Annotated in this window: 23 protein-coding genes; 14 read left to right on the top strand and 9 right to left on the bottom strand. The window is 49.1% G+C overall.

The genetic code is table 11. From position 1 onward, the window contains the following. The 4 genes from hpaE (at nucleotide 1) to OSH01_RS06995 (ending at nucleotide 3,697) form a co-directional block, all read left to right on the top strand. Nucleotides 1-1,455: a 5-carboxymethyl-2-hydroxymuconate semialdehyde dehydrogenase gene (hpaE, locus tag OSH01_RS07010; RefSeq protein WP_266123369.1), complete on the top strand. Its 1,455-nt coding sequence runs from the start codon at nucleotides 1-3 to the stop codon at nucleotides 1,453-1,455. A gap of 1 nt (nucleotide 1,456) precedes the next feature. Further along, nucleotides 1,457-1,864, top strand: coding sequence for a 5-carboxymethyl-2-hydroxymuconate Delta-isomerase (locus OSH01_RS07005; protein ID WP_266123368.1), 408 nt, complete (start codon nucleotides 1,457-1,459; stop codon nucleotides 1,862-1,864). Nucleotides 1,865-2,064: 200 nt separating this feature from the next. Next, a complete protein-coding gene (gene hpaH, locus OSH01_RS07000) occupies nucleotides 2,065-2,868 on the top strand; it encodes a 2-oxo-hept-4-ene-1,7-dioate hydratase (protein WP_266123367.1) in 804 nt (267 codons plus the stop codon). 22 nt (nucleotides 2,869-2,890) lie between these two features. Further along, complete coding sequence (locus OSH01_RS06995; RefSeq protein ID WP_266123366.1) at nucleotides 2,891-3,697, top strand: HpcH/HpaI aldolase/citrate lyase family protein; 807 nt, start codon at nucleotides 2,891-2,893, stop codon at nucleotides 3,695-3,697. A 558-nt stretch (nucleotides 3,698-4,255) separates the two neighbouring features. Here the strand turns inward: OSH01_RS06995 and otsB are convergent. The 4 genes from otsB to rpoN form a co-directional block, all read right to left on the bottom strand. Continuing rightward, the gene (gene otsB, locus OSH01_RS06990) at nucleotides 4,256-5,035 is read right to left on the bottom strand and encodes a trehalose-phosphatase (protein ID WP_266123365.1); all 780 of its coding nucleotides are present in this window, start codon (nucleotides 5,033-5,035) and stop codon (nucleotides 4,256-4,258) included. Between the two features lies 1 nt (nucleotide 5,036). Continuing rightward, complete coding sequence (locus tag OSH01_RS06985) at nucleotides 5,037-6,011, bottom strand: SDR family oxidoreductase (RefSeq protein ID WP_266123364.1); 975 nt, start codon at nucleotides 6,009-6,011, stop codon at nucleotides 5,037-5,039. Between the two features lie 67 nt (nucleotides 6,012-6,078). Next, nucleotides 6,079-6,432, bottom strand: a complete 354-nt coding sequence (locus OSH01_RS06980) for a KGG domain-containing protein (RefSeq protein ID WP_266123363.1) — start codon at nucleotides 6,430-6,432, stop codon at nucleotides 6,079-6,081. Between the two features lie 117 nt (nucleotides 6,433-6,549). Next, entirely contained in the window at nucleotides 6,550-7,878 is a 1,329-nt protein-coding gene (rpoN, locus tag OSH01_RS06975; protein WP_266123362.1) for an RNA polymerase factor sigma-54, read from the bottom strand. 208 nt (nucleotides 7,879-8,086) lie between these two features. Between rpoN and OSH01_RS06970 the strand changes: the two genes are divergently transcribed. Further along, nucleotides 8,087-8,620 carry a DUF4142 domain-containing protein gene (locus OSH01_RS06970; protein WP_266123361.1) on the top strand — a complete coding sequence of 178 codons (534 nt, stop codon included), beginning with the start codon at nucleotides 8,087-8,089 and terminating at the stop codon, nucleotides 8,618-8,620. 22 nt (nucleotides 8,621-8,642) lie between these two features. On the opposite strand, the gene OSH01_RS06965 is transcribed toward OSH01_RS06970, so the two are convergent. Beyond that, a complete protein-coding gene (locus OSH01_RS06965) occupies nucleotides 8,643-9,749 on the bottom strand; it encodes a sigma-54 interaction domain-containing protein (protein WP_266123360.1) in 1,107 nt (368 codons plus the stop codon). 512 nt (nucleotides 9,750-10,261) lie between these two features. On the opposite strand from OSH01_RS06965, the gene OSH01_RS06960 reads away from it, so the two are divergent. The 3 genes from OSH01_RS06960 to OSH01_RS06950 all read left to right on the top strand — a co-directional run bounded on the left by OSH01_RS06960 (nucleotide 10,262) and on the right by OSH01_RS06950 (nucleotide 15,251). Next, nucleotides 10,262-12,958: an aminotransferase class I/II-fold pyridoxal phosphate-dependent enzyme gene (locus OSH01_RS06960; protein ID WP_266123359.1), complete on the top strand. Its 2,697-nt coding sequence runs from the start codon at nucleotides 10,262-10,264 to the stop codon at nucleotides 12,956-12,958. Nucleotides 12,959-13,025: 67 nt separating this feature from the next. Further along, nucleotides 13,026-14,714 carry an aspartate-alanine antiporter gene (gene aspT / locus OSH01_RS06955; RefSeq protein WP_266123358.1) on the top strand — a complete coding sequence of 563 codons (1,689 nt, stop codon included), beginning with the start codon at nucleotides 13,026-13,028 and terminating at the stop codon, nucleotides 14,712-14,714. Nucleotides 14,715-14,876: 162 nt separating this feature from the next. Beyond that, nucleotides 14,877-15,251 (top strand): DUF4168 domain-containing protein, encoded by a 375-nt coding sequence (locus tag OSH01_RS06950; protein ID WP_266123357.1) that lies wholly within the window; start codon nucleotides 14,877-14,879, stop codon nucleotides 15,249-15,251. 71 nt (nucleotides 15,252-15,322) lie between these two features. Here OSH01_RS06950 and OSH01_RS06945 read toward each other — a convergent pair whose 3' ends face one another. Beyond that, nucleotides 15,323-16,411 carry a metal-dependent hydrolase gene (locus OSH01_RS06945; RefSeq protein ID WP_266123356.1) on the bottom strand — a complete coding sequence of 363 codons (1,089 nt, stop codon included), beginning with the start codon at nucleotides 16,409-16,411 and terminating at the stop codon, nucleotides 15,323-15,325. Between the two features lie 274 nt (nucleotides 16,412-16,685). Between OSH01_RS06945 and trhO the strand changes: the two genes are divergently transcribed. Together trhO and OSH01_RS06935 are read left to right on the top strand one after the other, a co-directional pair. Continuing rightward, nucleotides 16,686-17,690 carry an oxygen-dependent tRNA uridine(34) hydroxylase TrhO gene (trhO, locus tag OSH01_RS06940; protein ID WP_266123355.1) on the top strand — a complete coding sequence of 335 codons (1,005 nt, stop codon included), beginning with the start codon at nucleotides 16,686-16,688 and terminating at the stop codon, nucleotides 17,688-17,690. A 65-nt stretch (nucleotides 17,691-17,755) separates the two neighbouring features. Continuing rightward, nucleotides 17,756-18,427, top strand: a complete 672-nt coding sequence (locus OSH01_RS06935) for a glutathione S-transferase (RefSeq protein ID WP_266123354.1) — start codon at nucleotides 17,756-17,758, stop codon at nucleotides 18,425-18,427. A 36-nt stretch (nucleotides 18,428-18,463) separates the two neighbouring features. On the opposite strand, the gene fabI is transcribed toward OSH01_RS06935, so the two are convergent. From fabI to gloB, 3 genes are read right to left on the bottom strand one after another with little or no spacing between them, the layout of a single operon-like run. Further along, nucleotides 18,464-19,255 (bottom strand): enoyl-ACP reductase FabI, encoded by a 792-nt coding sequence (gene fabI, locus OSH01_RS06930; protein ID WP_266123353.1) that lies wholly within the window; start codon nucleotides 19,253-19,255, stop codon nucleotides 18,464-18,466. Between the two features lie 33 nt (nucleotides 19,256-19,288). Further along, the gene (locus tag OSH01_RS06925; protein ID WP_266123641.1) at nucleotides 19,289-20,653 is read right to left on the bottom strand and encodes a transglycosylase SLT domain-containing protein; all 1,365 of its coding nucleotides are present in this window, start codon (nucleotides 20,651-20,653) and stop codon (nucleotides 19,289-19,291) included. Between the two features lie 17 nt (nucleotides 20,654-20,670). Beyond that, nucleotides 20,671-21,483 carry a hydroxyacylglutathione hydrolase gene (gene gloB, locus OSH01_RS06920; protein WP_266123640.1) on the bottom strand — a complete coding sequence of 271 codons (813 nt, stop codon included), beginning with the start codon at nucleotides 21,481-21,483 and terminating at the stop codon, nucleotides 20,671-20,673. Nucleotides 21,484-21,504: 21 nt separating this feature from the next. Here gloB and OSH01_RS06915 point away from each other — a divergent pair, with 21 nt between their 5' ends. The 4 genes from OSH01_RS06915 to OSH01_RS06900 are packed head-to-tail and all read left to right on the top strand — an operon-like array spanning nucleotide 21,505 to nucleotide 26,907. Beyond that, complete coding sequence (locus tag OSH01_RS06915) at nucleotides 21,505-22,257, top strand: class I SAM-dependent methyltransferase (RefSeq protein WP_266123352.1); 753 nt, start codon at nucleotides 21,505-21,507, stop codon at nucleotides 22,255-22,257. Between the two features lie 7 nt (nucleotides 22,258-22,264). Further along, nucleotides 22,265-22,714 (top strand): ribonuclease HI, encoded by a 450-nt coding sequence (gene rnhA, locus OSH01_RS06910; protein WP_266123351.1) that lies wholly within the window; start codon nucleotides 22,265-22,267, stop codon nucleotides 22,712-22,714. 60 nt (nucleotides 22,715-22,774) lie between these two features. Then, complete coding sequence (locus tag OSH01_RS06905; protein ID WP_266123350.1) at nucleotides 22,775-23,830, top strand: efflux RND transporter periplasmic adaptor subunit; 1,056 nt, start codon at nucleotides 22,775-22,777, stop codon at nucleotides 23,828-23,830. Between the two features lie 8 nt (nucleotides 23,831-23,838). Next, nucleotides 23,839-26,907: an efflux RND transporter permease subunit gene (locus tag OSH01_RS06900; RefSeq protein WP_266123349.1), complete on the top strand. Its 3,069-nt coding sequence runs from the start codon at nucleotides 23,839-23,841 to the stop codon at nucleotides 26,905-26,907. Nucleotides 26,908-26,924: the final 17 nt, after the last annotated feature.

Genomic DNA, 26,924 nt, shown 5'->3' with positions numbered 1-26,924 from the left:
ATGATTAAGCATCTTATTAACGGTGAATATGTTACTAGCACCGACGTATTTGAAACTCGCAACCCAGCGACTAACGAGGTTTTGGCAGAGGTGGCCAGTGGTGGCGCAGCGGAGGTGGATGCTGCAGTGCAGGCGGCAGCTCAGGCTTTCCCTGCTTGGTCGGGCAGGCCCGCTGCAGAGCGCGCCAAACTTATGCGCAAACTCGGTGAGCTGATCACCGCTCATGTGCCTGAGTTATCAGAGCTGGAAACACAGGACACAGGGCAGGTCATTGGTCAGACCCGTAAGGCTCTGGTACCTCGTGCTGCTGATAACTTTCATTACTTCGCTGATCTATGCATGCGTATGGATGGTGAGGCATTTCTGTCAGACACAGGGCATCAGAATTACACCATGGTGCAGCCGGTTGGCGTATGCGCTCTGATTTCTCCTTGGAACGTGCCCTTCATGACCGCAACCTGGAAGACTGCGCCTTGTATAGCTTTAGGCAATACTGCGGTTCTGAAAATGAGCGAACTGTCCCCTTTGACAGCCGATCGTTTGGGTGCGCTGGCGCTGGAGGCAGGTATTCCGGCAGGTGTATTGAACATTGTTCATGGTTATGGGCATACCGCGGGTGATGCACTGGTACGACATCCTGGTGTGCGTGCTATTTCTTTTACAGGCAGTACCGAAACGGGAAATCGTATAGTACAGAACGCAGGCTTGAAAAAGTATTCCATGGAATTGGGGGGCAAGTCACCTTTCATTATATTTGACGATGCTGATTACGAGCGTGCGCTGGATGCGGCCGTATTCATGATTTTCTCTAACAATGGTGAGCGTTGTACTGCTGGTTCCCGCATTCTGATTCAAGATTCTATTTATGAGCGTTTTGTTGCCGATTTCGCTGCTCGGGCACAGCGCATCAAAGTGGGCGACCCCATGGATCCCGATACCATAATTGGTCCTATGATCAGCAAGGACCACTGGAATAAGGTGACTAGCTATATTGAGTTAGGTCAGCAAGAAGGAGCACGCCTGGTTACGGGGGGTGGTACGCCAAGCCTAGACAGCCGGTTTGCCAATGGCTTTTGGGTTGAACCTACTGTTTTTGCGGATGTAGACAACAGTATGCGCATTGCCCAAGAAGAAATTTTCGGGCCGGTTCCTTGCCTGATTCGCTTCACCGACGAGAACCATGCCTTACAGTTAGCCAATGATATCCGTTATGGCTTGTCATCTTATGTATGGACAGAAAGCACAGGAAGAGCATTAAGAATGGCACGTGGCATTGAGTCTGGCATGGTGTTTGTGAATAGCCAAAATGTACGAGATCTGCGTCAGCCTTTTGGTGGAACCAAAGCTTCGGGAGTAGGAAGGGAAGGATCGCACTATAGCTACGAAGTATTTGCCGAACTTAAGAATGTGTGTATATCGATGGGGCAGCACCCTATCCCGCGTTGGGGAATTTAGTATGCCGCACTTGACGATTGAATACAGTGGGAACCTTCGTGAACAAGGGCGTTTTTCCCAGTTGTGTAACGATTTGGCAAGAGCCCTGGCGACACAAAGCTTTGACAATAAGCTTGTATACCCGCTGGCGGGTATACGCGTGCGCGCAATAGAGGTTGATGCTTTTTGTATCGCGAACGGGCAGGTGTCCGCTGCTTTTGTACATGCCAATCTTAAGATTGGGGCGGGGAGGCCCGAGGTGGTTAAACAGGCCACGGGTGATGCATTGTTCGCCATCATGACTCATCACTTTGAACCCTTAGACGAACAGGTGGATATTGCGCTTTCCTTAGAGCTGAACGAGTTCAGCGAAGCAGGCACATGGAAAAAAAATAAGCTGCATGCTCGTCTTGCAGCAGAAAAAAAATAGTGGTCTGTGGGTAGCGTTTTTGCTGGGCAGAGCGCTAACCCAAGATCGTCCGTAGCGTAGCAAGATCTGTGCTTGGGTTAGCGCCGATTGTTAAGCACAAGCGCTACGGTAGTCTCGTTTTTAATCACAATACAAACGTGCCGTAGCGGATGTTTAGCGCCATGAGCTTTTGTCGCTACGGACTTATTCAGGAGTGCGTGATGTTGGATTCCAAAATCATACAGCAGGTGGCGGCCGAGCTTGAGCAGAGCGAGCAAACAGGGCAACAGATTAAGCAGGTGTCACTCAGGTATCCAAACATGAGCATTGATGATTCCTACGCCATTCAGAGTGCGTGGGTGAATCACAAGCTGCAGACAGGCCGCAGTGTACGAGGGCATAAAGTTGGCCTGACTTCACGTGCTATGCAACTATCATCCAATATCGATGAGCCTGACTTTGGTGTGCTGCTTGATGATATGTTTTATCAGGACGGACAGCCCTTGCCCGCGCAGCGTTTCATCGTACCTAGGGTCGAAGTTGAATTGGCGTTTATTCTTAAGCATGATCTGGTTGGCCCCAATATCAGCTTGTCAGACGTGTTATTAGCGACAGACTACGTCGTGCCCGCATTGGAAATCATTGATGCTCGTTTTCATCAAATTGATCCAGAAACCGGAAAAACACGCACCGTATTCGACACCATTGCGGATAACGCGGCTAACGCGGCTGTAATGCTAGGTGGACGCCCGGTACGTCCCGATGCTGTTGACCTGCGTTGGATGGGGTCGGGGCTGATGCGAAACGGCATCATAGAGGAAACCGGCTTGGCTTTGGGTGTCTTAAATCATCCCGGTAATGGTGTCGCGTGGTTAGCCAATAAGCTTGCCTTGGTAGGCTCCGGCCTAGAGCGTGGTCAGGTGGTCTTGTCAGGTTCATTTACGCGTCCCGTCACGGCACAGGCGGGCGATGTTTTCTACGCTGACTACGGACCGCTGGGTACAATAAATTGTCGTTTTATCTAACTTACTTGCCGGGAGAATGAGTATGCAGCATCCTTCAAATCCATTTAAAACGGCCTTAAAAAGTGGCAGGCCATTGATTGGCTTATGGCAGGGTTTAGCCAGTGCCTACACAGTAGAGCTATGCGCCGGTGTTGGTTACGATTGGCTCTTAATCGATGGGGAGCATGTTCCCAATACTTTACAAACTATTCTGGCTCAGATGCAGGCTGTAGCTGCATATAATGTAGCTCCGGTTGTTCGGCCAGCCAGTAACGACGCTGTGCAATTGAAGCTATTGCTTGATATAGGAGTACAAAATTTCTTTATTCCTATGGTCCAGAATGCAGCCGATGCCCAAGCTGCGGTGGCGGCTGTGCGTTACCCGCCCCGAGGTGTCCGCGGTGTTGGAACCGCGCTTGCGCGTGCCGCCAAATGGGGTGGGGTAAGTGATTACGTTACCCGGGCGGACGAGGAAATTTGTCTTATCTGTCAGGTGGAGTCTACGCAGGGGGTGCAGCATTTGGATCACATACTTCAGGTGGATGGTGTTGATGGCGTGTTCATTGGCCCAGCTGATTTGGCCGCTAGTATGGGATATATCAGTACTCCTGGGCATCCAGATGTTATTGCAGTAATAGAGCAATCCATACAGCGTATACGTGAGAGTGGCAAAGCTTCAGGGATATTGCAATCCGATATTAATCAAGCCAAGAAATACCTTGATTTAGGGGTGGATTTTGTTGCGGTGGGTGTTGATGCAGTTCTATTGCGCCGAGCTGCTACCGAGTTGCTGGCAAAGTTTAAAGGGAGTATTGACGCTGTTGTTACCGTTCCCGGATCGGCATATTAATTCTTATACCTAAGTAGTTATATAGCGCTGAGTAGCACATATTGCAGGGACTAGGTATATTTTAAGCTCTGTGTACCTGAAAACTTATTCGGCCGTCTAAAGGTTTTCACGGCGGGAGAGGTTTGAACGAGTTGATACAGGGTCACAGGTACGGCGTATGTGTGGCACTATCTATCGATTTTGTTCACATATTTATAAAGATTAGCTCTGCCTTATACCTATGTTTAAATAGTACTTCACTCAAAAGGGGGAATACGCATGTAGCCACTTAGCTCGTCTGCCGGTTCGCTAAGGAGCATATCGAACTCAACACCCTGGATAGGGTGAGCCCAATGGCTTATGTGGGAGTGTACATAAATGCATGCGTACTCAATTGCAGGGCTCAGCACTGAGTAATAGGAGGCTGTCCCCTTCTTGAGTACCTATAAGTCACAGATTTATCCAGCTTTGATAAATAATAAAAATGGTATTCGGGCCGGATAAGCAAATCGATGGACATGGAGGCCACTAGCAACAGAGCGTTTTCTGGGCATATATCTGATCAACTTATGAAAAACCTTAGGGAGCATAATTATTACTAGAGGAACCTGCTTGCCGGCACGCATGTTTAGCGAGCATGAAGCCTAGTAATGAAAGTAGCTTGTCTGAGTCTTCTAGCTGATAGGTCGCGTGACTGGTTGAGTTTTGCGGGCCTACTCTAATGCTGATGCCTTGTTGCTGATTCACATAATTAAAAGCGGGCTCATCGGTTAGGTCGTCTCCTACCATAATGGGAATTTTGCCACTAAAAACAGGTAGCTGATGGGCCTTAGCCAGAGCTACACCTTTGTCGCACGCTTTAGGAATACATTCCAATACCGCTTTACCAGCAAGTAGGGTGTAGTGCGGATGAAGTTGCAGGATTTCCTGTATTTTTCTCTCTAGTGTGGGGCCGGCTTCTGGGCAAAGCTTATAGTGCAAGGCAAAACTGAGTGTTTTGCGTTCTAACCAAGCCTTGGGGTAAGGTAGCAACAAAGACTGTAAGGCTTGTTCTAGTTGTTCGAAACCACCTAGCTCAGGCTCGGCCGACCAAAGCACCTGTGAGTCTTGATCCTCCATGCATATACCGTGTTCAGCAATCAGGGCCACAGGAGTTGGGTGGCATAGGCGTCGCAGTGTTAAGAGGTCGCGCCCGGACACTAAGGCAAGTGAGCCATTGCAGGCGGTATTTAATTGTTCCAGCAGCCGTAAGGTACTACGAGGTAATTCTACGGCTTGGGGGCGCTGGGTGATGGGCGCTAATGTGCCATCCACGTCCAAGAATAGAGCGACATGGTATAGATCGGGTAGTAATTGCATTTTAGCTCCCTGGTGTGCCGCTAATAGACAATATGCTACCTGTTACATAGCTGGCAGTGATGTTGCTGCCTAAATATACATAGGCAGGGGCAATTTCTTCAGGTTGCGCAGGGCGGTGAAAGGCCGTTTCCTTTCCAAAGTCAGCCATATCAGAGGCGGGGCGATCGGCAGGATTTAGTGGTGTCCAGACTGGGCCTGGAGATACGGCATTCACTCTGATGCCTTCATCGACTAGATTGCTTGCTAATGAATAAGTGAAAGCGTTAATGGCCCCTTTGGTACTGGCGTAGTCCAGCAATTGTGCATTCCCCTTACTCGCGGTGACCGAGCTGGTATTGATAATGCAGTCGCCTCGGTGAAGATGGGGTAAACATGCTTGGGCCATGAAAATATACCCGTAAATATTGGTTCTAAATGTTTCGTCCAAACGCTCGGGGCTAAGATCTAGTAAAGAGGAAGCATGCTCTTGGAAGCCTGCATTATTAACCAGTACATTGATTTTTCCGTAATGCTCTACCACCTGCTCTGCCGCTTGACGACAAAACTCTGGATCTTTGACGTCGCCCCGCAAGCATAAACATTGTCTGCCCTCATTTTCCACATCCGCTCTAGTTTGCTCAGCGTCCGCCTCTTCGCAGAGATAAACGATGGCAATATCAGCGCCTTCTCGTGCATAAAGAACTGCTACTGCTCGTCCTATACCAGAGTCGCCACCCGTAATCAGGGCGACCTTATTTTCTAACTTTGCACTGCCGCGGTAGCGGGTCGCTTGATAGTCTGGCGGCGGCGTCAGATCAGTCTCAAGGCCAGGTTTCTGTTGCTGTTGCGCCGGTAGTGGAGGAGTGGGATAGTGGCTGCCAGGACGCGTGGCTGCATGGGTAACGGGCTCGGTTTGGTCTAAGCCTTGTTGGTCTTTTTTATTTTGTTGTTCTTGGATGTGACGCTGTTGGTTTAATGTGTCGCGGGTATCAGACATACTATGCGCTCCTTGACAGGAAAAGCCCAAGCGGCTTGGAAAAAAGCTCACTTGGGCGTTCTTGGACTTAACGATGCGTTTTCCCATGGCTAGCTTGGCCGCCTTTCTCACCTGCTTTACGAGCCTCTTCAGAGGTGAATTCGTGTGCTGTGCCCTTTTCATGGGCAGCTTTCCCCCCTTTTGAGCCTGCGTCGCGAGCCTCTTCAGAAGTGAACTCATGCGCGGTGCCTCGTTCGTGGGCTACTTTCCCACCTTTTTCGCCGGCTTTACGAGCCTCCTCAGAGGTGAATTCGTGTGCTGTGCCTTTCTCATGCGCAGCACGTCCCCCTTCCGCTGCAATCTCACGTTGCTTGTCTTTGTCCATTGAAGCAAAGCCGCGATTCTCGGTACCGTGGTGTTTATCATCAGTATGCTTAGTCATAAGACTCTCCTAAATTGAAAAAAAACCGTTGACCGGTACTTTTCTTCTAGCAGAAAGTGTTCCTAGGCTATTAAGGTGTGGGGCAGCTTGCGAGGAAATAGGGGCAGAACGGGAGACTTAATGCAAATCCTTCAATAAGGCATGGCGTGATCGTTCTTTAGCGTTCGGGATACGCATTTGTAAGCGGTACTTGGTAACGGTACGCTTAGAGATCGTTATGCTTTGTTGGCGTAAGTGCTGGTGTATGTCTACATCACTTAATGGGGCATCGCTGGGTTCAGCTTTGATTAAGTCACGAATGAGGGACTTAGCCGTGGCGCTAGAGCAGCGTCCTCCAAAACTTGTTTCTAGCTCACCGGAGAAAAAGAAGCGAAAGCTATAAATGCCCATCGGCGTACTGATGTATTTGTTCATGGTGGCACGCGAGACTGTCGATTCGTGCAGGCCTAGGTCCTGTGCAAGCTGACGTATAGTCAGTGCTTGCAGGGCTTGCTCCCCCACTTCAAAAAATAGAGCCTGATGCTCCACAAGGCGGGTAGCTACTCGACATATGGTGGCTTTACGCATGGCTAAAGCAGTGCTTAATTGTTGAGCTTCCTTTAATTTGGCCTGAAGTGCTTGATGTTTGTGGCTTGCCAAATATTGGATATATTCAGTCGGCACCGTTACTTCAGGCATGCTGTTCGGGTTGGGCGCAATAAGCCATTGGCCTTGATGACGAACAAGGTAAACGTCAGGTATCCGTATAGCCGGTTGGGTGGAAGCGAAATGTAGTCCAGGCTTAGGATTTAAGCGGCGCACCATCCTAAGTAAATCCTTGTAGCGCACATGAGGGGCTTCGGTTGAATAGTCATTTAAATGGCTCATTTCACCTTTGGCGATGCGCGCTAGGTCATGCTCAATGAAATAATGCAAGGCTTGTTCAAGGCTGGTGTCGCGCAGCCCTAAAGCTTGAACTTGTAAGTGTAGGGCTTCTGTTAGGTTTCGTGCAGCCATGCCAGCCGGGCTAAGCTGTTGTACAAGGGCCAGAGCTGTCTGCCAATCGCTGTCAGCCACGCCAGGGTGGCCGCTGGGTAATAAGTGATCGAACTGTTGCGTGAAATAGCCATTTTCATCTAATGCATCAATAATGAAATAACACAGTAGTTTGATCTCGGGGCTAGCATGGCTTAAGCGGACGTTGCTATAGAGCTGGTGGTAGCGTGGAGTAGGAGCAGTCACTCTGTCTTGCCACTCGGAGATATCGGCATGTGCGTGTTTATGGGTTAAATGATCAACTTGTAAGGGCTCGGGAGCCTCGGCCTGTTCAATACAAGGATTATCCTGACTCTGTTCGATGAGCTGCTGTACGTCTTGGGCAGACATTTCGAGTAGGCGGGCGGCTTGTTGTAGCCGTTGCGATAAATGCAATTGCATTTTCAATTGAGGAGTAAGTTGTAAGGACATGCTATGGCCTCCCTGTCGGTGTGAACATAAAGAAGAAAAAATGCTAGACCTTTCACCCTGTATCGCCAATTTAGTTAGCAAATAGTGTTCCCAAGGGCGGGCAGCACAGGATGGGCACAGTGCTTGCTAGGATAAAGATAAGTGGCTGCAGCTATCGGCATGCCGAACAGCAGTGGCAAATTTGATGAACACACAGTAAGGAGCGTATATGCGTAACCGTCATTGGATATGTATGACTTTTGCAGCGGCCTTGGTGTTGGGCATGGGGTTGCGGAGCGCACAAGCGGTAGACATGTTTTCCGAGGAAAAAGGGTTTATAGAGGATGCCGCCCACGCGGGTAACTACGAAATGGAGGCAGCACACTATGCCTTAGAGTACAGTACTGATCCTCGGGTAAAAGATTATGCTCAGATGATGGTTGATGAGCACAAGCAGCTAGCGCAAGCCTTACAGCAAATAGCGGCCCGGCTAGAGATAGATATGCCTGAAGGGCCTAGCTTGATGCAAAAAGCCAAGCTAACGTTATTAAAGAGCAAAGAAGGGCGTGATTTTGACGCCGACTATGCGCAAAAGCTGGGTGTGGCGGCGCATGAAGAAACCATCAAAAGGTTTCAAGACTATATCGAGCGTGGCAAAGATCGTGAGGTGCTAGGGTTTGCGAATGATGCATTGCCTATATTGCAGCAACACTTTCAGCATGCCACCGTGTTGTACCGTTCTATGCAAAGCCCTAGTCCGTAAGTGTACGTTTGGGCAGGGGGCCTCACGCCTCTTGCTCTAACTCAGTTGATAAGTGTATTTCTTGCTGATCACCGAGGATATAAGCGCGTAAGACTACGTTATGTAACTCACGGACATTGCCAGGCCAATCATAATTTTTTAAATGTGTCAGGCTAGCCGCAGAAAGTTGCTTATGAGTGTGATGCTCTTGGTTCAGGCTTTCTAAGAATTTCTGCGCTAGACGTTCAATATCGTCACCGCGGTCTCGTAAGGGAGGTAAGTAAATAGGGAATACGCTTAAGCGATAATAAAGGTCTTCGCGTAGGCGTTGTGCTTGAATAGCTTGAATCGGGTCGCGATTAGTGGCGGCAATAAGGCGAAAATTACAATGAAAAATAGTGCTGCTGCCAACCCGTAAATACTCCCCTTTTTCTACCACACGCAATAGCTTAGTTTGTGCCTGTATAGGCATTTCTGTTATTTCATCTAAAAATAAAGTGCCCTCATGGGCAGTAGCAAAATAACCTTGTCTATCCTTTTCAGCGCCTGTGAAGCTACCTCTTTCATGGCCGAAGAGCTCACTTTCTATGACCTGAGTGGAAAGGGCTGCGCAATTAACAGGCATATAGGCTTTTTCCCTACGTAAGCTATGTTGATGTATGGCATTTGCTGCTAAGTCTTTACCTGTGCCGCTCTCTCCGATAAGTAGCACTGGAACATCGGTGGGGGCCACCTTACGAATCTCTTGGTAAAGTTTAAGCATGCTGGGCGAACGCCCGACAAAGCCATAGAAATCATGCTGTGGCGGGTTTTGCTTAGCTAGATTTATAGTGGCCTCATGGTCATCTTTAATCTTTTGTAAAAAGCTATGTATGCGATTCACTTTTGGAGTTTTTGAGGCAGAGCCTAAGGGGGTGGACCAATAAAAGTGAGCGGCATGCTTTTTTGACCAACGCTCATGAAGCGCCTGGGCTGCATGTTCAGGAAACTGGGTTCCTACACAAACAAACTGAGCCGTTTTTTGTTGATATCGTACTAGGGCTTCTTCTACAGAGCCCGCTGCTACAGCAGTTAAGCCAACTGAGGCCGCTTGTTGTAGAAATAGCTCGATGTGTTCTGGGTTGTTTTCTAAATACAGTATATGGATCATGCACGCTCCTGACTGTTAGAAAATGGGTAAAGAAAGAGGCTACATTTTTATGGTATAGACTTCTGCGGGCCATGTTGTTTCTATATATGTATCGCTGATTATCGCTATCAGCAGATATATTTTTTAAAAGCTGGTTGCGCGTTGGCGGTGTAGCGCTCGCCTTCACTTTGGCGTTTGCTAACAAGTTAGGCAGTCGAAAGACTTACTTACGTTTTTGCTACGTTATTCCCGCAACAAGCAAGCATGAATGACTCGTTGCAACAGAATGAAAAGCACTAGATCAGCGAGGGTAAAGTTTGGATTATGGGGTCACTAAGGGAAAATACAATCGTTTTTATATGAGAGAAAATGATAATTAGTAAATAAACTATGCTAGAGTTTTCTTGACTTATGCGATGTGTGTATAAATATTGTGGTGGTTATGTGTAACAGGGGCTGCGTGAGTGGTTGAGACACTCACTCTTGTTGCTAATTTTCGCTAAAACGTAGCAACCTTTTTAAATGAGGTAGACATGAGTGCTCAGATCACCAAGCCGGCAGTGTCTCTGGATCAAATCTTTTCATTGACTGCGGTGAGAACAGACAGATGGCGTGAAATGCTTGAGTTAGGTCGTAAATGGCTCAAGCACGAGGTAAGTAGTGAGCAGGTGCAAGAGCATTTTACGCAGTTGAGTGATTTGGAAATACTCCATGCTTATCCGGGCAAACCCTTGATGCAAGCATTGGCTGCACAGTTGGTCGCTGAGCAACGAGATGCTTTTGTCGCTTTATGCGGACGTATTTCCTTTTCTATTTTGGCTCGTTACTACAAAGAAGAGTCGCATGAGTGGCAGCTATATCCTGATGCAAGCGCTTTAAGCGATGGCCGCGCGCACGACGAGGCTTTAGGAGGACGCCCCTATTTTGAGGTGTTGATCGTAGCACCAAGTGCAAACTCCCGAGTGGAGCGTAATGTCCAACTGCTGCGTTCGATGCGTCGCAAAGAGGACGATTTTGTCTATGAACCAGTAGTGGTGGAGAGCTTTCAGGACGCTTTTTGTGCCATAGCGGTTAATCCTAATATTGCGGCAGTGGCTATTTTTGAAGGCTTTGACTTTAGCAGTAAGCAAAAAGTGCCATTGTTGGATCACGCGATCCAAGAGCTCAGCGTACATATCGATGACGATCATTTAGCGTTACAACTGGCTGATGTGCTGGCCAATTACCGGCCCGAACTAGATATCTATATGTTATCGGATAGGCATCCTGAGGAAATCGCCAGTGATAGTCGTGCAAAATGTATACGACGGGTGTTGTATGCAGTCGAAGAGCCGATGGAACTGCACCTATCTATCTTGGAAGGGGTGAGGCAACGTTATCGCACTCCCTTTTTTGATAATCTCAAGCATTACGCCAAGCAGCCCATTAGTACCTTTCATGCTTTACCCATTGCTCGTGGTAAGTCCGTTTTTAAGTCAGACTGGATACGAGACATGGGAGAGTTTTATGGGCACAATTTATTTTTGGCGGAGTCCTCGGCCACCACAGGTGGTTTAGATAGTTTGCTTGAGCCCACTGGCAATATTAAAGAGGCTCAGGAGCGAGCAGCCAAGGCGTTTGGGGCAGAGCATTGCTATTTTGTGACTAACGGAACCAGTACGTCAAACAAGATGGTACTGATGGCGATAGCGAAACCCGGTGATATTGTCATTGTTGATAGAAACTGCCATAAGTCACATCATTACGGCATGGTGCTGGGCGGCTTGCTGCCTTACTATGTAGAAGCTTTTCCGATGAAAGCTTACTCGATGTACGGGGCTGTGCCGCTACGTGCTATCAAAAAGGCGCTGCTAGACTTAAAAGCCGAGGGCAAGCTAGAGCGTGTACGGGCAGTGGACTTGACCAATTGTACCTTTGATGGCCACGTTTATAACACCCGCAGAGTGATGGAAGAGTGCCTGGCTATTAAACCTGACTTGGTCTTTTTATGGGATGAGGCGTGGTTTGGTTTCGCTCACTGGTCTCCATTTTTGCGACCACGTACAGCGATGGGGGCCGCGGCCAATATTGAAAGCTGGTTAGCTGATCCGAACTCAATCCGAGATTATGAGCAGCAACAAGAGCAGTTGGGCGAGCAACCTTCGGCGGAAACCTTGTTAGCAACGCGCTTAATCCCTGATCCTAGGGCTGTACGCTTACGCGTGTATCAAACAAACTCGACCCATAAGTCCATGTCAGCGATCCGTCAAGGATCGATGGTGTTGGTCAAAGATGTGGATTTCTATAAGATTGAACCTCAGTTTCATGAGGCAGTATTCACGCATTCCACAACGAGTCCTAATCAACAGTTGATTGCATCCATTGATGTTGCCCGACGCCAAATGGAGTTAGAAGGATATGGCTTAGTAAGTAATGCTATACAAATCGCTTTTGATATTCGTAGTCAAATTAAGCGGCATCCCCTTATTTCTCGCTTTTTCACTGTATTGGGTGCCGATGAAATGATACCCGAGCAGTTTCGTGAAAGTGGCTTTGTTGACTTTCTGGCCGAAGGTATGCATTGGAATAAGGCAGTAGCGAGCATACGGGACGATGAGTTTTTCTTGGATCCAACGCGTATTACCTTGGTGTGCGGAACCGCGGGATACGATGGTACGCAGTTTAAAAACTTGTTAGCGAGCCGATTCGACATACAGCTTAATAAGACATCGCGTAATTCGGTACTGTTGCAATCCAATATTAATAATACCCGCAGTGACGTCGCTCACTTGATTCGCGTGTTAATGGAAATTTCTACTGAGATTGAAGTCCATTTAGCGCGTAGTGGCGAAGAGGGGCGTTTGCAGTTTGAGCAACGGGTACAAAGTTTGATGCATGATGTCCCGGATCTACCTAACTTTAGCGAGTTTCACCCTGACTTTCGCACGGATGTGGGTAATCATGCGGCGGTGGAAGGTAATATACGCGACGCTTTTTTCCGTAGCTGGGATCAGGAAAATTGTGAGTATGTGGCCTTAAATAGTGAAGAGTGCGACCGACGCCTACGAGAAGGGCCTGCCATGGTGTCAGCCAAGATGGTTATTCCGTATCCGCCGGGCTTTCCTATTTTAGTGCCTGGGCAAATCATTGGTGCAGACACGATTGAGTTCATGCGTAAATTAGATGTTAAAGAAGTACATGGCTACGAAGCTAGTAAAGGTTTGCAGCTTATCCGCCTAGCGGCTCAGTAATTAATCATCGGAGCTGATAGCCCAAAGCATTTATCGATGTTTTGGGCTGAGCTACTAAGGAGATAAAATGGAAATCTGGCATTGGATAGAGGCCACCTTGCGCTCTAATCCTGAACTGGCAATATTTTTAGCCTTGGCAGTAGGGTATTGGATTGGAGCGTTAAAGTTCGGTAGTTTTAGCCTTGGAGCTGTCACTGGTACTCTGCTTGCAGGCGTAATCATTGGGCAAATTGGTATTGATATCTCTTCGCAGATTAAATCCATTTTCTTTATTATGTTTTTGTTCTCTGTGGGCTTTGGGGTTGGGCCACAGTTTGTACGCGGAATCGCCAGTGATGGTCTGCCCCAAGCCGCCTTTGCGGTGGTGGTTTGTGTGCTGTGCCTATTATCAGTGTACATAGCTGCTCGTGTTGCAGGTTATGGCCCAGGTTTGGCCGCGGGCTTGTTAGCAGGAACGCAAACTATCTCTGCCTCTATAGGTTTGGCAACTGATGCACTAGGCGGCTTGAGCCTATCGCCAGAGCAAACTCAGGATGAGTTAGCGCATATGCCGGTTGCTTATGCAGTGACCTATTTATTCGGCACGGTGGGTACCGGTTGGATTATTGCTTTCTTAGGCCCCAAGTTACTGCGGGTTGATATTGTGGCGGAGTGTAAACGCTACGAAAAAGAAATGTCAGTGGGTGAACCAGACGGTGGTATTGAGTCTGCGTGGTTTCAGTACATTGTGCGCGCCTTCAAACTCAATAAGCCAGACTTTATCGCTGGGAAAACGGTGGCTCAGGCAGAGGCATGGGCGGGCGAGCGTTTGTTCCTAGAAAACTTGCGACGAGATGGAAAAATCATCGACTTTGATGATGATACGGTGCTGCAAGTGGGGGACGTTATTGCTGTGTCAGGGCGACATGAGTCATTGGTAGAATGGTCTCACAAAGCTGAAGAAGTGGCGGACAGGGATTTGTTGCAAATTCCGGTCGAGGCAATTGATATTGTAGTGACCAGCAAACATGCAATCGATAAAACGCTTTTAGAACTATCGAAATCGCCTAAAGCGCGCGGGGTGTACGTGACTCGAATTCGGCGCGGTTCACTCAACGTTGATATTCCAGTGCAGGCGCAAACTAAGTTACACCGTGGCGATATCGTCAGCGTGAGTGGTAGCCGCAAGCATGTAGATGCGGTTGCTGAAGAGTTTGGCTTTGCAGACCGTCCAACCAGTGTGACGGATATGGTGTTTGTTGGTGCTGGTATTGTATTGGGCGGTTTACTTGGCGCTATCGTTGTTCCGATCAACGGAGTTCCTATTACTTTGTCTACCTCGGGTGGGGCTTTAGTAGCGGGGTTGGTTTTTGGCTGGTTACGTAGCTTCAAACCTAAGTTGGGGAGTGTGCCCAGTGCTACGCTGTGGTTTATGAACTCAGTAGGCTTGAATGTGTTTATTGCAGTGGTGGGAATTACTGCTGGTCCAACTTTTATTAGTGGTGTGAAAGAGTTGGGGTTAGGTCTGTTTTTCTGGGGGCTGTTTGCTACCGGGGTGCCAATGCTGATTGCTCCGCTGATAGGGAAATACATTTTTAAATTTGACCCAGCGATTAACCTAGGTTGTTGTGGTGGTGCCCGTACTAGTACTGCCTCGGTTGCTATGGTGGCAGAAGCAGCACAAAGCAACGTTCCGATGTTAGGTTATACCGTGCCCTATGCCGTCAGTAATACCTTACTAACGCTTTGGGGGATGGTGATTGTCATGATGATTTAAAAAAGGTTGGGTATCTTTGCTGTACTGGAGACATATTACCCACAGCGTATTGCTATGTTCTTACAGAGCGATGCTGATACAGGAAGCTACATAGCGATACTTGTCAGTGGGGCTATGTCTTGTCATGATGTAGGCACAATGTATCTGATACAAGGAGGTTCCATGCATCAATCCATGAAAGCGTTTTTAGCGGCAGCAGCCATAGCCTTTGGCTTATCTAGCCCTTACGCCTTAGCACAAGGTGCGCAAGAGAACGCAGTTCCGGCTACTACGCAGGCAATACAGCCCAACGATACGCAACTGACACACTATGTCAGTACGTATAAGCAAGTTGCGCAAGCGGCGGCTGAGTATCAGCCACGCCTAGAGGCCGCACCAGATGATGCTGCTCGTCAAAACATCATTCAGGAGGCCGACCAGCGCTTAGTGAGCGTAGTCAAGCAAAGTGGTATGTCGCTAGATGAATATAATGGTATTAGCTTAGCCATACAGCAGGATCCCAACTTACGTCAGAAGGTAGAAAGCATGCTGCAGTAAAGCTGTAGCCTGTTTTTACGCTGGATCCGCCCTCGAGTTTGAGTCTTAGTGAGCGTAAACTCGAGGGTCTTTTATTGTCTGATGGCTTCTGTGGTTAGTTGCTGTTGCAGCTTCTGTGACCACTGCTGCCAAGGCAGGCTAGGGGTGGGGGAGAGGATGCGGCGTAGGACCGGTATAAGCTGTTCTTTGAGCGTGTAATCTGTATCAAACCATCGATAAGGCAGCACGTAGCTTAGGCTATCATCTACATTGCGCTCTGCCACCACAAAACGAAACGAATACTGTCCTGGGCCGATGCCCATGCGTAAGTCACTGGCAATGAGCAAGTCATCGATAAGGTCGTAACGTAGCCAATCGTTACTAAACCACCGCAAACGATCTAGCTCGGGCGTTTCTGGTAGGGCATTTAACCAATGCATTTGATGCGGTAGACATAGAAACTCTGTTGGGGTTCCGGCGGCTCGTAGTTTATCTAGCAATCCAATTTGTATTTCGCAGTCTTGGCCGGTGTCAGTACGTGCAATGACGCGCCAGAGCAGTATGCTTAGTGGCTGGGGGGCAGAGAATACACGTTCAGCGTGTAATCCTGCTCTACCTAACACCTGTTGAGCCTGCTGCTCAGCCCAGTATTTTGCTCCCACAGAGCTAGCTAAATACAGGCTACTGAGCAACAATGCCCACTGACAGACTTTCGCGCCAAGGGGACGCACTCCCACCCATAAGCCAATGAGTGTGGCGATGAGTAAAGGAAGTGTGTAGAGTGGGTCAATAATAAAAATGGATGACCAACTGGCGGGAGTTGCTGCGGTAGGCCACAGTAGTTGTGTCCCATACGAGGTGAAAGCATCTAATAAAGGGTGCGTAATGAGTGCCAGCCAAACAGCAACAAACAGGCGGATACCTTGGTATCGGGGGTCGGGACGTGCTACTCGCCAAAGCCAACTCAGAAGTAGAGCGGCAGCGGTGAGTACAAAAAGCGAATGGCTAAAACCTCGATGGCTCGTCATGGAGGTGATGGGGTCTGGGTAAGATAAGAAGACGTCTAAGTCTGGTAGTGTTGCTAGCAACGCTCCTGCGACAATCGCTTTACGGCCATGAAAGCGACCCAACGTAGCGCCGCAAATGCTAGCGCCTAGAACAGCTTGTGTAACAGAATCCATGTTTAGACCAAAGGCAGTGCAATCAGTGACGGTGCTACAGTACACTGGTTTGGATTAATGACCAAGATTTACGGTAGGTAGCGTATCGACAAGTCGTATCTGAGCGTAAAATAGTGGTGATTGTCCCAGTCAATGTCTGAGCTCGCTAAGTATTTGCTTATGTCTTGATGCTAGTCAAAAAGCCCGTTGCTAGTTTTTTATATAGTTTGTTCTATTTCTATGTATTGGCGCTCCTGCTACGTTCAGGGGTGGGCTTATCTCTCGAGTAAAAACCATGTCTACACATTTAGTGGCAGCCCTATATAAGTTTGTGGAGCTCCCCGATTTTGAGCAGTTACGTGATCCTTTATTTGCATTCTGTGAGCAGCAGCATGTTAAAGGTACGTTGTTATTAGCACGTGAAGGGATTAACGGCACTATTTCTGGCCCCGATGCGGGTGTACGCGCCGTGTTGCAGCATTTACGTCAAGACCCGCGCTTGTCAGATCTAGTGCATAAAGAGTCTTGGGCCGAAAAAGCGCCTTTTTATCGTTTAAAAGTAAAACTGAAGAAAGAAATCGTCACTATGGGTGTGCCTGAGTTGGCAACCGCTGAAATGGTAGGTGAGTACGTGCCGCCCGAGCAGTGGAATGAGCTGATAAGCCAACCTGGTGTCGTGCTCATCGATACGCGCAACGATTACGAGGTAGGAATAGGCACGTTTCAAGGTGCAGTGAACCCACATACCAGCAGTTTTTCCGAGTTTCCTGCTTGGGTGGCAGAACAACGAAAAGAGGGTGGACTATTGCATAATAATCCTCCTGTAGCCATGTTTTGTACTGGGGGCATACGCTGTGAAAAATCTACGGCTTTCATGCGCAGTCAAGGCTTTGAACACGTCTATCATTTGCAAGGCGGCATACTTAAATACTTAGAGGAAATCCCCGAAGAAAAAAGCATGTGGGACGGTGACTGCTTTGTCTTTGACGAACGAGTCTCTGTTCGCCACGGTTTAGAACGGGGTGATTATGATTTTTGTCGTGCATGTCGTATGCCTATAGGCGAGCTGGAAATGGCCACGGAACAATACGAGGCGGGAGTTAGTTGTCCGTATTGCTTTGGCACCCATACTCCCGAGCAAGAGCAGCGTTTTCGCGAACGTCAACAGCAGGTTGAGTTAGCGCGTGAGCGCCACGAAACTCACATTGGTGCCGACATGGAACAGCGTCGTCTGGATTACAAACTTGAAAAACAACGACGTATTGAGGCAGCGGCTAAGAAGGCAGCGGTCAAAAGTTAGCCAGTCTTGGCCTAAGCCCTAAACCTATGGTACACATAGTTGTTGTAGAACTATGTGTGCTGTGCATGTCTTTGCCTATCTTATATACTTTTCGCCGTTGCCCCTATGCTATGCGAGCCCGCCTGGCTGTGCTGAGCAGTGGCTTGCAGTGCGAACTGCGTGAGGTTATCTTGCGCAATAAACCACCAGCCTTATTAACGGCCTCGCCAAAAGGTACCGTTCCTGTGTTGATAACCGCCTCTGGCGAAGTGCTAGAGGAAAGTTTAGATATCATGCGGTGGGCACTGGAGCAGTCCGATCCTTCAGACTATTGGCCCAAAAAGGATGACCTACGCTCTCTCAGTCTAGTTTTGATTGAGCGCAATGATGGTGAGTTCAAGCGCGCTTTAGATCGCTATAAGTATCCGGACCGTTATCAACATGAGGCGGATTTCGATAATGCGGCTGACTATGCAATGAAATACCGCCGTTTCGGAGCGCAGATACTCGAGGATTTAAACCAGCGTATCGCTGGGCAGGGTTACTTGCTAGGTGAACAGGCCAGCTTGGTAGATTTGGCGCTGATGCCATTTGTACGTCAATTTGCCCACACAGATAAAGCTTGGTTTGCAGAGCAAAATTGGCCGGCTTTGCACCAGTGGTTGCAGCAGTGGCTGGATTCGGCTTTGATGCAAAGCGTAATGAATAAATATACCCCCTGGGAAGAGGGGGAAGCGCCTGTGTTGTTTGGTGGCTGAGACGTACGCCTTAGCCACCTGAGTGAGGCTAGGGCGTTAGTCTATTTCAGCCATGCCCGGGATGATGCAATTAAAACCAGCGTCAACGTGTGTAATTTCACCTGTTACACCCGCAGCAAGTTCAGATAACAAGAAAGCAGCGACGTTACCTACATCTTCTATGCTGACGTTGCGACGTAGGGGAGAGTTTGCCTCTACGTATTTCAAGATAGCGCTGAAGTCTTTGATGCCACTAGCAGCCAATGTTTTGATTGGGCCTGCTGAAATACCATTGGCACGGATGCCATGCTGCCCTAAGGATACCGCCATGTAGCGTACAGCGGCCTCAAGAGAGGCTTTGGCTAAGCCCATCGTGTTGTAGTTAGGTAAGGCCTTTTCAGCACCTAAGTAGGTTAAGGTGAGTACAGAGCTTTGGCGTCCCTTCAGTAAAGGCAGTGCCGCTTTGGCGAGAGCAGGGAAACTATAGGCGGAAATATCATGAGCGATGCGGAAAGCTTCGCGAGACATGCCATCAAGAAAGTCACCCGCAATGGCTTCGCGCGGTGCAAAGCCAATGGAGTGCACTAAGCCGTCTAGCCCATCCCAGTGTTCTCCAAGTTCGGCCATTGCACCGTCAATTTGTGCGTCTTCGGATACGTCGCAGGGAATAACAATTTGGCTACCTAATTCGGCGGCAAAGGACTGCACACGCTCTTTGAAACGCTCACCCACATAGGTCAATGCGATATCAGCGCCCTGCTGGCGACAGGCGTTTGCTATGCCATAGGCAATGGAGCGATTAGAGAGAACCCCTGTAACCAGAATTCGTTTTCCTTGGAGGAAGCCCATGTTGTGTAATCCTTCTAGATAAGTGTTTGGGACTTAACCACGTATAGCGCTACCGGGTACACGTAGCCGAGCGCCTAATGTTAAGTTATTGCTTTTCAGATTGTTTAACTTACGCAGCTCAGCAACGGAGGTATCGTAACGTTTGGCGATCGCAAACAGCGTGTCACCACGCTTAACAGTATGGGTGCGTACCGTATTACGTCTTTGCAATGTTTTGCTAGGCGTTGTTTGTTGAGCGGTGCTCGTATGGTTCAGGGATGCCAGTTGTATGCTGCCCTCGCCCAGCGAGGTGCTAGGAACTAATAAGGCATGTTGTTGTGCTTTACTTTGACGCGCACTCAAGCCGTTAATTGAACGCAGTTGGGCAACGGTGATGCCATGACGTTGAGCAATAGATAAATATGTCTCGCCTTGTTTGGGCTGGTATGTCTTCCAGTTACTAAGCTTTCCTGTATAGGCATCTAAGTTAGCTTGAAAGATAGCCACTTTTTCGGTGGGAATATTTAACTCGGCCCTATGGGCGGGTATGGTTGGGCGGTTATGGGCGGCATTTAACGCTTTGAACTCTTCCACCGAGATTTCGGCCAATTCAGCAGCAACGGATATATCGATATCGAGGTTTTTGCGTACCGTGGCAAAGTAGGGGGTGTTGTTTACCTTAGGTAGATTTACGCCATATTTTTCGGGGTTACTAACGATATTTTTAATGGCCTGCAACTTAGGTACATAGTTGCGAGTTTCATCCGGCATGCTTAAAGAAAGATAATCGACTTCACGCTCTGCTTTTTCGTTTTTTTCCATAGCTCTGCGTACAGAGCCCTCGCCCCAATTGTACGAGGCTAAGGCTAAATACCAGTCACCTTGGAAATCATATAAGTAAGATAGGTAATTTAATGCGGCATCTGTTGAGGCAACCGGGTCACGGCGTTGATCTGCCCAGAAATCTTGGGTAAGTTTGAAATGTGTGCCAGTGCTAGGAATAAACTGCCAAAGGCCCGAGGCATGAGCGCGAGAGTAGGCCTCTGGGTTGTAAGCACTCTCAACGAAAGGGAGCAGCGCAAGCTCGGTGGGAAGATTGCGCTGTTCAATTTCGTCGACGATGTGATAAAGGTAGCGTGAAGCACGCTGGCTCATTCTGTGTACGGCCTCGGGATGTGAGGCGTAATAGTTGGTCCAGTAGTCGACTCGCTCAGAGTGCAAGTTAGGGATAGCAAAGCCTCGTCGTATACGGTCCCACATATCTCGTGGCGGATGAGTAAGATCCAATGTACGTGACGTATCAGCGGCGATTCGGGTGTCAGTTTTGGCTGCTTTGTCAGCACTGACTTTAGGCGTTTGGCTCGCACAACCGGCTAAGATAAAGGCGCACAAGAGAGCAAGCAGTCGAAGGATTTTCATTAGGTCTACGGTATCTATCAGAAAGTGTTTTTCCATTCGCGCAATTGGGCGAAAACCTCGACGGCATCGTTCAGGGGGTGGCCTGCGTAATGTTCAGCAGCTTGCATAATAGTTGCTTGTCGGGTGCGTAGGAAAGGATTGGTGGCCAGTTCAGTCTCAAGGGTGGAAGGAACGGTTGCTTGTTCCTGATCGCGCAGGATACAGGTGTCTTGCCAACGTTGCTGTAAAGGTAGGTTACCGCTGTCTACTTCTAGGGCCCAGCGCAAATTGGACTGTGTATACTCGTGAGCACAGCAAATCAAGGTGTGGGTTGGTAAAGCAGCCAGTTTATCGAGCGATTCTAACATCTGCGTGGGCGTTCCTTCAAAAAGTCGGCCACAGCCACCCGCAAATAAAGTATCACCACAAAAAACAAACCCCTGTTGTACTTCATTTTCTCCATAATAGGCAACGTGACCGGCCGTATGACCTGGGATGTCTAACACCTTCAGACTGAGGTTCATCGAGGGGATATGAACCACGTCATCTTGTTTGACGCGTATATCGCAAACAGGGAGACGTTCTTTGGCCGGGCCCCAGACGGGGGCAGGGTGTTGATCTAGAATGTCTTTGACACCACCTACATGGTCAGCGTGGTGATGGGTTAGTAAAATAGCTGCTAATTGTAAACCATGCGCGGCGAGCCACTGTAGTGCAGGTTGGGCCTCTCCTGGGTCCACCAGGAGGGCTTGGTCACCGCGGCGCAAGGCCCAGATGTAGTTGTCTGTTAAGGCAGGAATAGGGATCGGTAAATCGGCGGGTGCAGCAGGAGTGTACTTTGCTTTTTTCATCATTTACGGAGGTATCTGTAGGTGGATCAGGCCATTTTTAATGATTTCGCCCAGTGGTTGAATTCTGTACCTGGTCAGTATGCAAGAGCATGGCAACAGCAGCAGCTAGACCGCATATTGACGACTGTTTTTGGCTATCATGCCATACAAATAGGCCTACCACAGTGGCAAATGTTGGGCGCCAGCCGTATTTCTCGCCAATGGTGTGTGGTGAGCAGTACTGATTATGCCATCGACAGAAAAGGTTTGGTATGTGCAGACCCCGCTTATTTACCCTTTGATAGCCAAAGCATCGACTTATTAGTATTGCCGCATGTTCTAGAGTGGGCCGCTGACCCGCATCAGGTGTTACGCGAGGCGGAGCGTGTGCTCATGCCCGAGGGGCGCATCGTGATCAGTGGATTTAATCCTTGGAGCCTTTGGGGAGTACGCGACCGAATACCTGGCATCGAGCCTTATTTACCTGTATCGTCACTGGATTTTTTGTCAGCGCAACGGGTGCGGGACTGGTTGCGTTTATTGTCTTTCGACATAGAGGAAACCATGTATGGTTGCTATGCCCCGTTGTGTCGGGAGCAAAGCTGGCAGCATCGTTGGCAGCGTTTGGACGCTTGGGGTGGCCGTTGGTGGCCTATTGCAGGTGCAGTGTATATGGTCTTGGCCGTTAAGCGGGTGCAAGCCGTGCGTATGGTCGGCCCAAGTTGGCAAACAAAGAAACGGCGTATGCGCAGGCGGCCAGTGGTGGTGGCTGGGGGAGCGCGTCTTAAGGAGTAAAAACATCATGTCAGCAGTAGAAATCTGGACCGATGGCGCCTGTAAGGGCAATCCAGGTCTAGGGGGGTGGGGGGCCTTGCTCAAGCATGGTCAACATGAAAAAACGATTTATGGTGGCGAGCCTAATACCACGAATAATCGCATGGAGCTTATGGGAGTGATTCAAGCTCTGCGCTTGTTAAAGCGCCCCTGTAAGGTCGTGGTGCACACTGACTCACAATATGTACAAAAGGGTATGAGTCAGTGGCTGGAAGGCTGGAAAGCAAGGGGGTGGCGCACGGCAGATAAAAAACCCGTGAAAAATGCTGATCTCTGGCAAGAGCTTGACACGTTGGCGCAGCAGCACGAGTTAACGTGGTTGTGGGTGCGTGGACATGCCGGCGATGCAGGCAATGAGCGTGCGGATGTCTTGGCGAATCAAGGGGTAGAGGTCGCACGTCAGCAACTAGGGTTGTAATATACAGCAACGCCCGTAAATTTTTTTTGCATTACCTATTAAGGTAAGACACCTATCATCATGTTGAATCTACGCTTATATACTGCGCCACTGACCAGAACGCTCCTACTCATTGCGCTAGTGCTGGGGGGAGTAAATAGCTTTGCTTCAACGATTAGGCGAGTGGAGGTGGTGCCCATAGAGGCTCGTACCTTAGGACGCGATATTCAAGCGGTGGGCACATTGACTGCGCGTGACTCAGTCGTGCTGCGAGCCGAGGTGGCAGGGCGTATCGTCGCGTTGAATTTTCAAGAAGGCCAAGAGGTGAAGCAGGGTCAAATTGTTGTGCAGCTCGATGACAGTATGGCGGATGCCCAGGTGCAGCAAGCGCAAGCAAATTTGCGCCTTACAGATAGTCAGTTAAGGCGTGCTGGGCAATTGGCGAATCAAGGGTTTATTAGTGCGCAGGCCAAGGATGAGGCCAGCAGCAAGCATGCGGTACAGCAGGCAGAGTTACGTCTAGCAAAAGTACAATTAGATAAAACACAGATACGAGCACCTTTTACGGGTATAGCAGGATTGAAAATGATCTCCGTAGGAGATTATGTGAGTCCGGGTGCAGAGCTAGTGAACATTGAAGATATCCATAGTTTGAGCGTGGACTTTAGTGTGCCAGAGCAGTATTTAGCTGGGCTTAAAGTGGGGATGCCAGTGAGTCTGCGACTGGATGCATTTCCTGGCGAAGTGCGTATGGGTGAGCTGAGCGTGATAAGTCCGCAGGTTGATACGGCGGCACGAACGATACGTTTGCGAGCTCGAGTTGATAATCAAGATGGCAGTCTACGGCCAGGCCTGTTTGTACGAGTGGGCCTGCAGATGGGCACCGAGCAAGCGTTAATGGTGCCAGAAACCGCCTTGGCACCGGCAGGTCAGCAGCAATATATCTACCTGGTGAAAGATGGCAAGGTAAGTCGGCGAGAAATCACGATTGGGGTCAGACGCGATGCCTGGGTGCAGGTAATTGGTGAGGCATTGCAAGCCGGGGATGCCGTGATCGTGTCGGGGCTACAGAAGATAACGGACGGTAGCCCGGTTGATGTTCAACAAATGCTGGATGTACAGCAGCAAGAACCCTAAGGTCTATTATGTCATTGCCTGAATTATGCATACGGCGGCCGGTTTTTGCTTCGGTGCTTTCGTTAGTCATTTTAATGGTGGGTTTAATCTCGTACGAGCGTTTAACCATACGTGAATACCCCGCTATTGATGAGCCTGTGGTGTCGGTGGTGACTAACTACAAAGGTGCATCGCCTGAAGTGATTGAGTCCCAGGTGACCAAACCATTAGAAGATCAGTTGTCCGGTATTGAAGGGGTCGATGTCATGACCTCGCGCAGTCGCTCCGAGCGTAGCCAAATTAATATTAAGTTCAATTTAAATCGGGCTCCTGATGCCGCCGCCGCAGATGTGCGGGACAAGGTTTCTCGTGCGCGTCGATTCTTACCTGATGAGGTCGACGAGCCTATTATTAATAAGGTCGAGGCAGACTCTACCCCTATTGTTTATGTCGGTGTGGATGCAGGTGATCTGACGCAGATGCAAGCTTCGGACTATATTAATCGCTACTTAAAAACCCGTTTTTCGGTCCTGCCTGGTGCCGCCGAAGTGCGTGTCTTTGGTGAGCGCTTGCCTTCAATGCGGGTGTATGTAGATCGGACTCGCCTAGCTGCCTTGGGCTTAACTGTCCAAGAGGTGGAAGATGCCTTAAGGCAGCAAAATGTCTTGATCCCTGCCGGGCGCTTAGAGTCACAGTCGCGCGAATTCTCCGTGGTGTCCTCGACAGGCCTTGAGACGCCTGAGCAATTTCAGAAAATTATTGTGGCTCAGCGCGGGCAGTATCCCGTGCGCTTGGCCGATGTAGCGGATGTGCGCCTGGCACCGGCTGAAGAGCGTGTATTGGCACGCTACAACGGCAGCAATAGCTTAAATATTGGCGTGACGCGGCAATCTACTGCTAACCCATTGAGCTTATCTCAGGCTGTGCGGGATGAGGTCCAGAAAATCAACGAGACCTTGCCCGGCAATATGAAGTTAATGGTGTCTTACGATAGCTCTATTTTTATTCAACGCTCAATCGAATCGGTTTATAAAACGATCACTGAAGCCATCATATTGGTGGTTCTGATTATCTTCTTTTTTCTGCGTAACGCACGGGCCAGCTTGATTCCCATTGTCACCATCCCTATCTCTTTGATTGGTGCTTTTGCGATTATGTACATGTTAGGGTTTTCTGTGAACACTCTGACCTTGCTGGCCATGGTGTTAGCCATAGGCTTGGTGGTGGACGACGCGATTGTGGTGCTGGAAAATATCTATCGCCACATGGAGGAAGGCAAGACGCGCATGCAGGCAGCGATTTTAGGGGTGCGTGAAATTGCCTTTGCAGTCATTGCCATGACGCTCACTCTAGTGGCTGTCTATGCACCCTTGGCGTTTGCTACAGGTCGCACGGGGCGCTTGTTTATTGAGTTTGCCTTAACGCTGGCTGGAGCGGTGTTGGTGTCTGGCTTTGTGGCCCTGACCTTAACCCCTATGATGTGCTCGCGCTTATTGAAGCCTCACGTCCAACCTGGGCGTATTAGTCAAGCAATTGAACGTTTTTTACAAGCGATTACCACGGCCTATCGGCGTGCGTTAATTAAAGCCTTACGCTGGCGCACCGGAGTACTACTACTGGGGGTGGCAGTGGCGTTAGGCGGTGGTTTTTTATTTACTGTGATAAAAAGCGAGCTTGCCCCAATTGAAGATCGCGGAGTTATTTTTGGGATTGTAAGTGCGCCTGAAGGCGCTACCTTAGACTACACATTGAAAAGTGTCGAGCAGGTTGAGCGTGAGTATAGCAAGCTGCCTGAAGCGGAAGGTTATCAATCGATTATTGGCTTTCCGACTGTGACAGACGCATTCGCTATCTTAAGACTTAAACCTTGGGAAGAGCGCACTGTATCGCAGCAAAGCATTGCGCGTGGTTTGCAGCCTAGTTTGTCGGCAATTCCGCAAGCGCGGGTGTTTCCGACTAACCCACCTTCTCTAGGGCAACGTGCCACCTCCAAGCCGGTAGAGTTTGTGATTCTAGGCCAAATGCCTTATGCCGAGTTGGCGCAAATCGTGGATAACTTTGTGGCTGATCTGAGTCTTTATCCAGGTTTGCAAAATATCGATACGGATTTGCGTTTGAACACGCCCGAGATTCGAGTGGAAATGGATCGCGACAAGTTAGCTGATACGGGCGTGTCAGTCAGTACAGTTGGACGCACGCTGGAAACGATGTTGGGCGGTCGACAAGTGACTCGCTATGATAGTGACGGTGAGCAGTACGATGTGATAGTGCAGATAGATAAAAGTGCACGCGCTAATCCTGATGACTTATTAGGCATTTATGTGCGGAGCAAGCAAGGCGAGATGGTGCCTTTATCAAATTACCTGACATTGCGAGAAAGCCTGTCGCCGCAGTCACTGAATCATTTTAATCGTTTACGGGCGGTGATTGTGCAGGCGGCCGTGGCGCCTGGGTATGCCTTGGGTGAAGTGCTTGAGCATATGCATGACTTAGCTGCCAAAACCTTACCTGATACCGTGCAAATTGACCTGGATGGCCAGTCGCGTGAGTTTAGGGACTCCTCCGGGAGTATCTACTTGGTGTTCTTGATGGCGGTCGCCTTCATTTATTTGGTACTAGCAGCGCAGTTTGAAAGTTGGCGTAATCCGCTCATTATTATGTTGTCAGTGCCTTTGTCTATGACAGGGGCTTTATTGGCATTATGGCTAACGGGTGGGACTCTCTCGATTTATAGCCAAATTGGGCTGATCACTTTAGTAGGTTTGATTACCAAGCACGGTATTTTAATTGTAGAGTTTGCCAACCAGCAGCGTGACGCCGGAGCGGGACTCTACCAAGCGGTGGTACGGGCTTGCGAAATGCGCCTACGTCCCATTTTAATGACGACAGGAGCTATGGTGCTGGGGGTGTTGCCGTTAGCGTACGCCACCGGCGCAGGGGCTGAGTCCAGGCAGCAAATTGGTTGGGTATTGGTAGGGGGCTTAACCTTTGGCACCCTTTTGACTTTGTTTGTGGTGCCTGCCGCTTATACTTTAATTGCCAAACATCGTGCAGCAGATCAAGAACAGTTAGACTTACTGCCCACCGAGGTCAAGTAAGTTCGACAAGGATAGAA

Source organism: Alcaligenes endophyticus, assembly GCF_026344035.1.
GTDB lineage: Bacteria > Pseudomonadota > Gammaproteobacteria > Burkholderiales > Burkholderiaceae_B > Alcaligenes > Alcaligenes endophyticus.
The sequence above is the reverse complement of the archived record's forward strand: the minus strand, read 5'-3'. Positions and strand labels throughout refer to the sequence as shown.

Bases quoted from the DNA above. Each gene is read 5' to 3' on its own strand.
- OSH01_RS06950 (WP_266123357.1), top strand. From the start codon at position 14,877: ATGCATCAATCCATGAAAGCGTTTTTAGCGGCAGCAGCCATAGCCTTT.
- OSH01_RS06985 (WP_266123364.1), bottom strand. From the start codon at position 6,011: ATGTCTGATACCCGCGACACATTAAACCAACAGCGTCACATCCAAGAA.
- OSH01_RS06945 (WP_266123356.1), bottom strand. From the start codon at position 16,411: ATGGATTCTGTTACACAAGCTGTTCTAGGCGCTAGCATTTGCGGCGCT.
- fabI (WP_266123353.1), bottom strand. From the start codon at position 19,255: ATGGGCTTCCTCCAAGGAAAACGAATTCTGGTTACAGGGGTTCTCTCT.
- OSH01_RS06980 (WP_266123363.1), bottom strand. From the start codon at position 6,432: ATGACTAAGCATACTGATGATAAACACCACGGTACCGAGAATCGCGGC.
- rnhA (WP_266123351.1), top strand. From the start codon at position 22,265: ATGTCAGCAGTAGAAATCTGGACCGATGGCGCCTGTAAGGGCAATCCA.
- hpaH (WP_266123367.1), top strand. From the start codon at position 2,065: ATGTTGGATTCCAAAATCATACAGCAGGTGGCGGCCGAGCTTGAGCAG.
- OSH01_RS06905 (WP_266123350.1), top strand. From the start codon at position 22,775: ATGTTGAATCTACGCTTATATACTGCGCCACTGACCAGAACGCTCCTA.
- OSH01_RS06925 (WP_266123641.1), bottom strand. From the start codon at position 20,653: ATGAAAATCCTTCGACTGCTTGCTCTCTTGTGCGCCTTTATCTTAGCC.
- OSH01_RS07005 (WP_266123368.1), top strand. From the start codon at position 1,457: ATGCCGCACTTGACGATTGAATACAGTGGGAACCTTCGTGAACAAGGG.
- OSH01_RS06965 (WP_266123360.1), bottom strand. From the start codon at position 9,749: ATGATCCATATACTGTATTTAGAAAACAACCCAGAACACATCGAGCTA.
- OSH01_RS06970 (WP_266123361.1), top strand. From the start codon at position 8,087: ATGCGTAACCGTCATTGGATATGTATGACTTTTGCAGCGGCCTTGGTG.
- OSH01_RS06900 (WP_266123349.1), top strand. From the start codon at position 23,839: ATGTCATTGCCTGAATTATGCATACGGCGGCCGGTTTTTGCTTCGGTG.
- gloB (WP_266123640.1), bottom strand. From the start codon at position 21,483: ATGAAAAAAGCAAAGTACACTCCTGCTGCACCCGCCGATTTACCGATC.
- rpoN (WP_266123362.1), bottom strand. From the start codon at position 7,878: ATGTCCTTACAACTTACTCCTCAATTGAAAATGCAATTGCATTTATCG.
- OSH01_RS06960 (WP_266123359.1), top strand. From the start codon at position 10,262: ATGAGTGCTCAGATCACCAAGCCGGCAGTGTCTCTGGATCAAATCTTT.
- aspT (WP_266123358.1), top strand. From the start codon at position 13,026: ATGGAAATCTGGCATTGGATAGAGGCCACCTTGCGCTCTAATCCTGAA.
- OSH01_RS06935 (WP_266123354.1), top strand. From the start codon at position 17,756: ATGTCTTTGCCTATCTTATATACTTTTCGCCGTTGCCCCTATGCTATG.
- trhO (WP_266123355.1), top strand. From the start codon at position 16,686: ATGTCTACACATTTAGTGGCAGCCCTATATAAGTTTGTGGAGCTCCCC.
- otsB (WP_266123365.1), bottom strand. From the start codon at position 5,035: ATGCAATTACTACCCGATCTATACCATGTCGCTCTATTCTTGGACGTG.
- hpaE (WP_266123369.1), top strand. From the start codon at position 1: ATGATTAAGCATCTTATTAACGGTGAATATGTTACTAGCACCGACGTA.
- OSH01_RS06995 (WP_266123366.1), top strand. From the start codon at position 2,891: ATGCAGCATCCTTCAAATCCATTTAAAACGGCCTTAAAAAGTGGCAGG.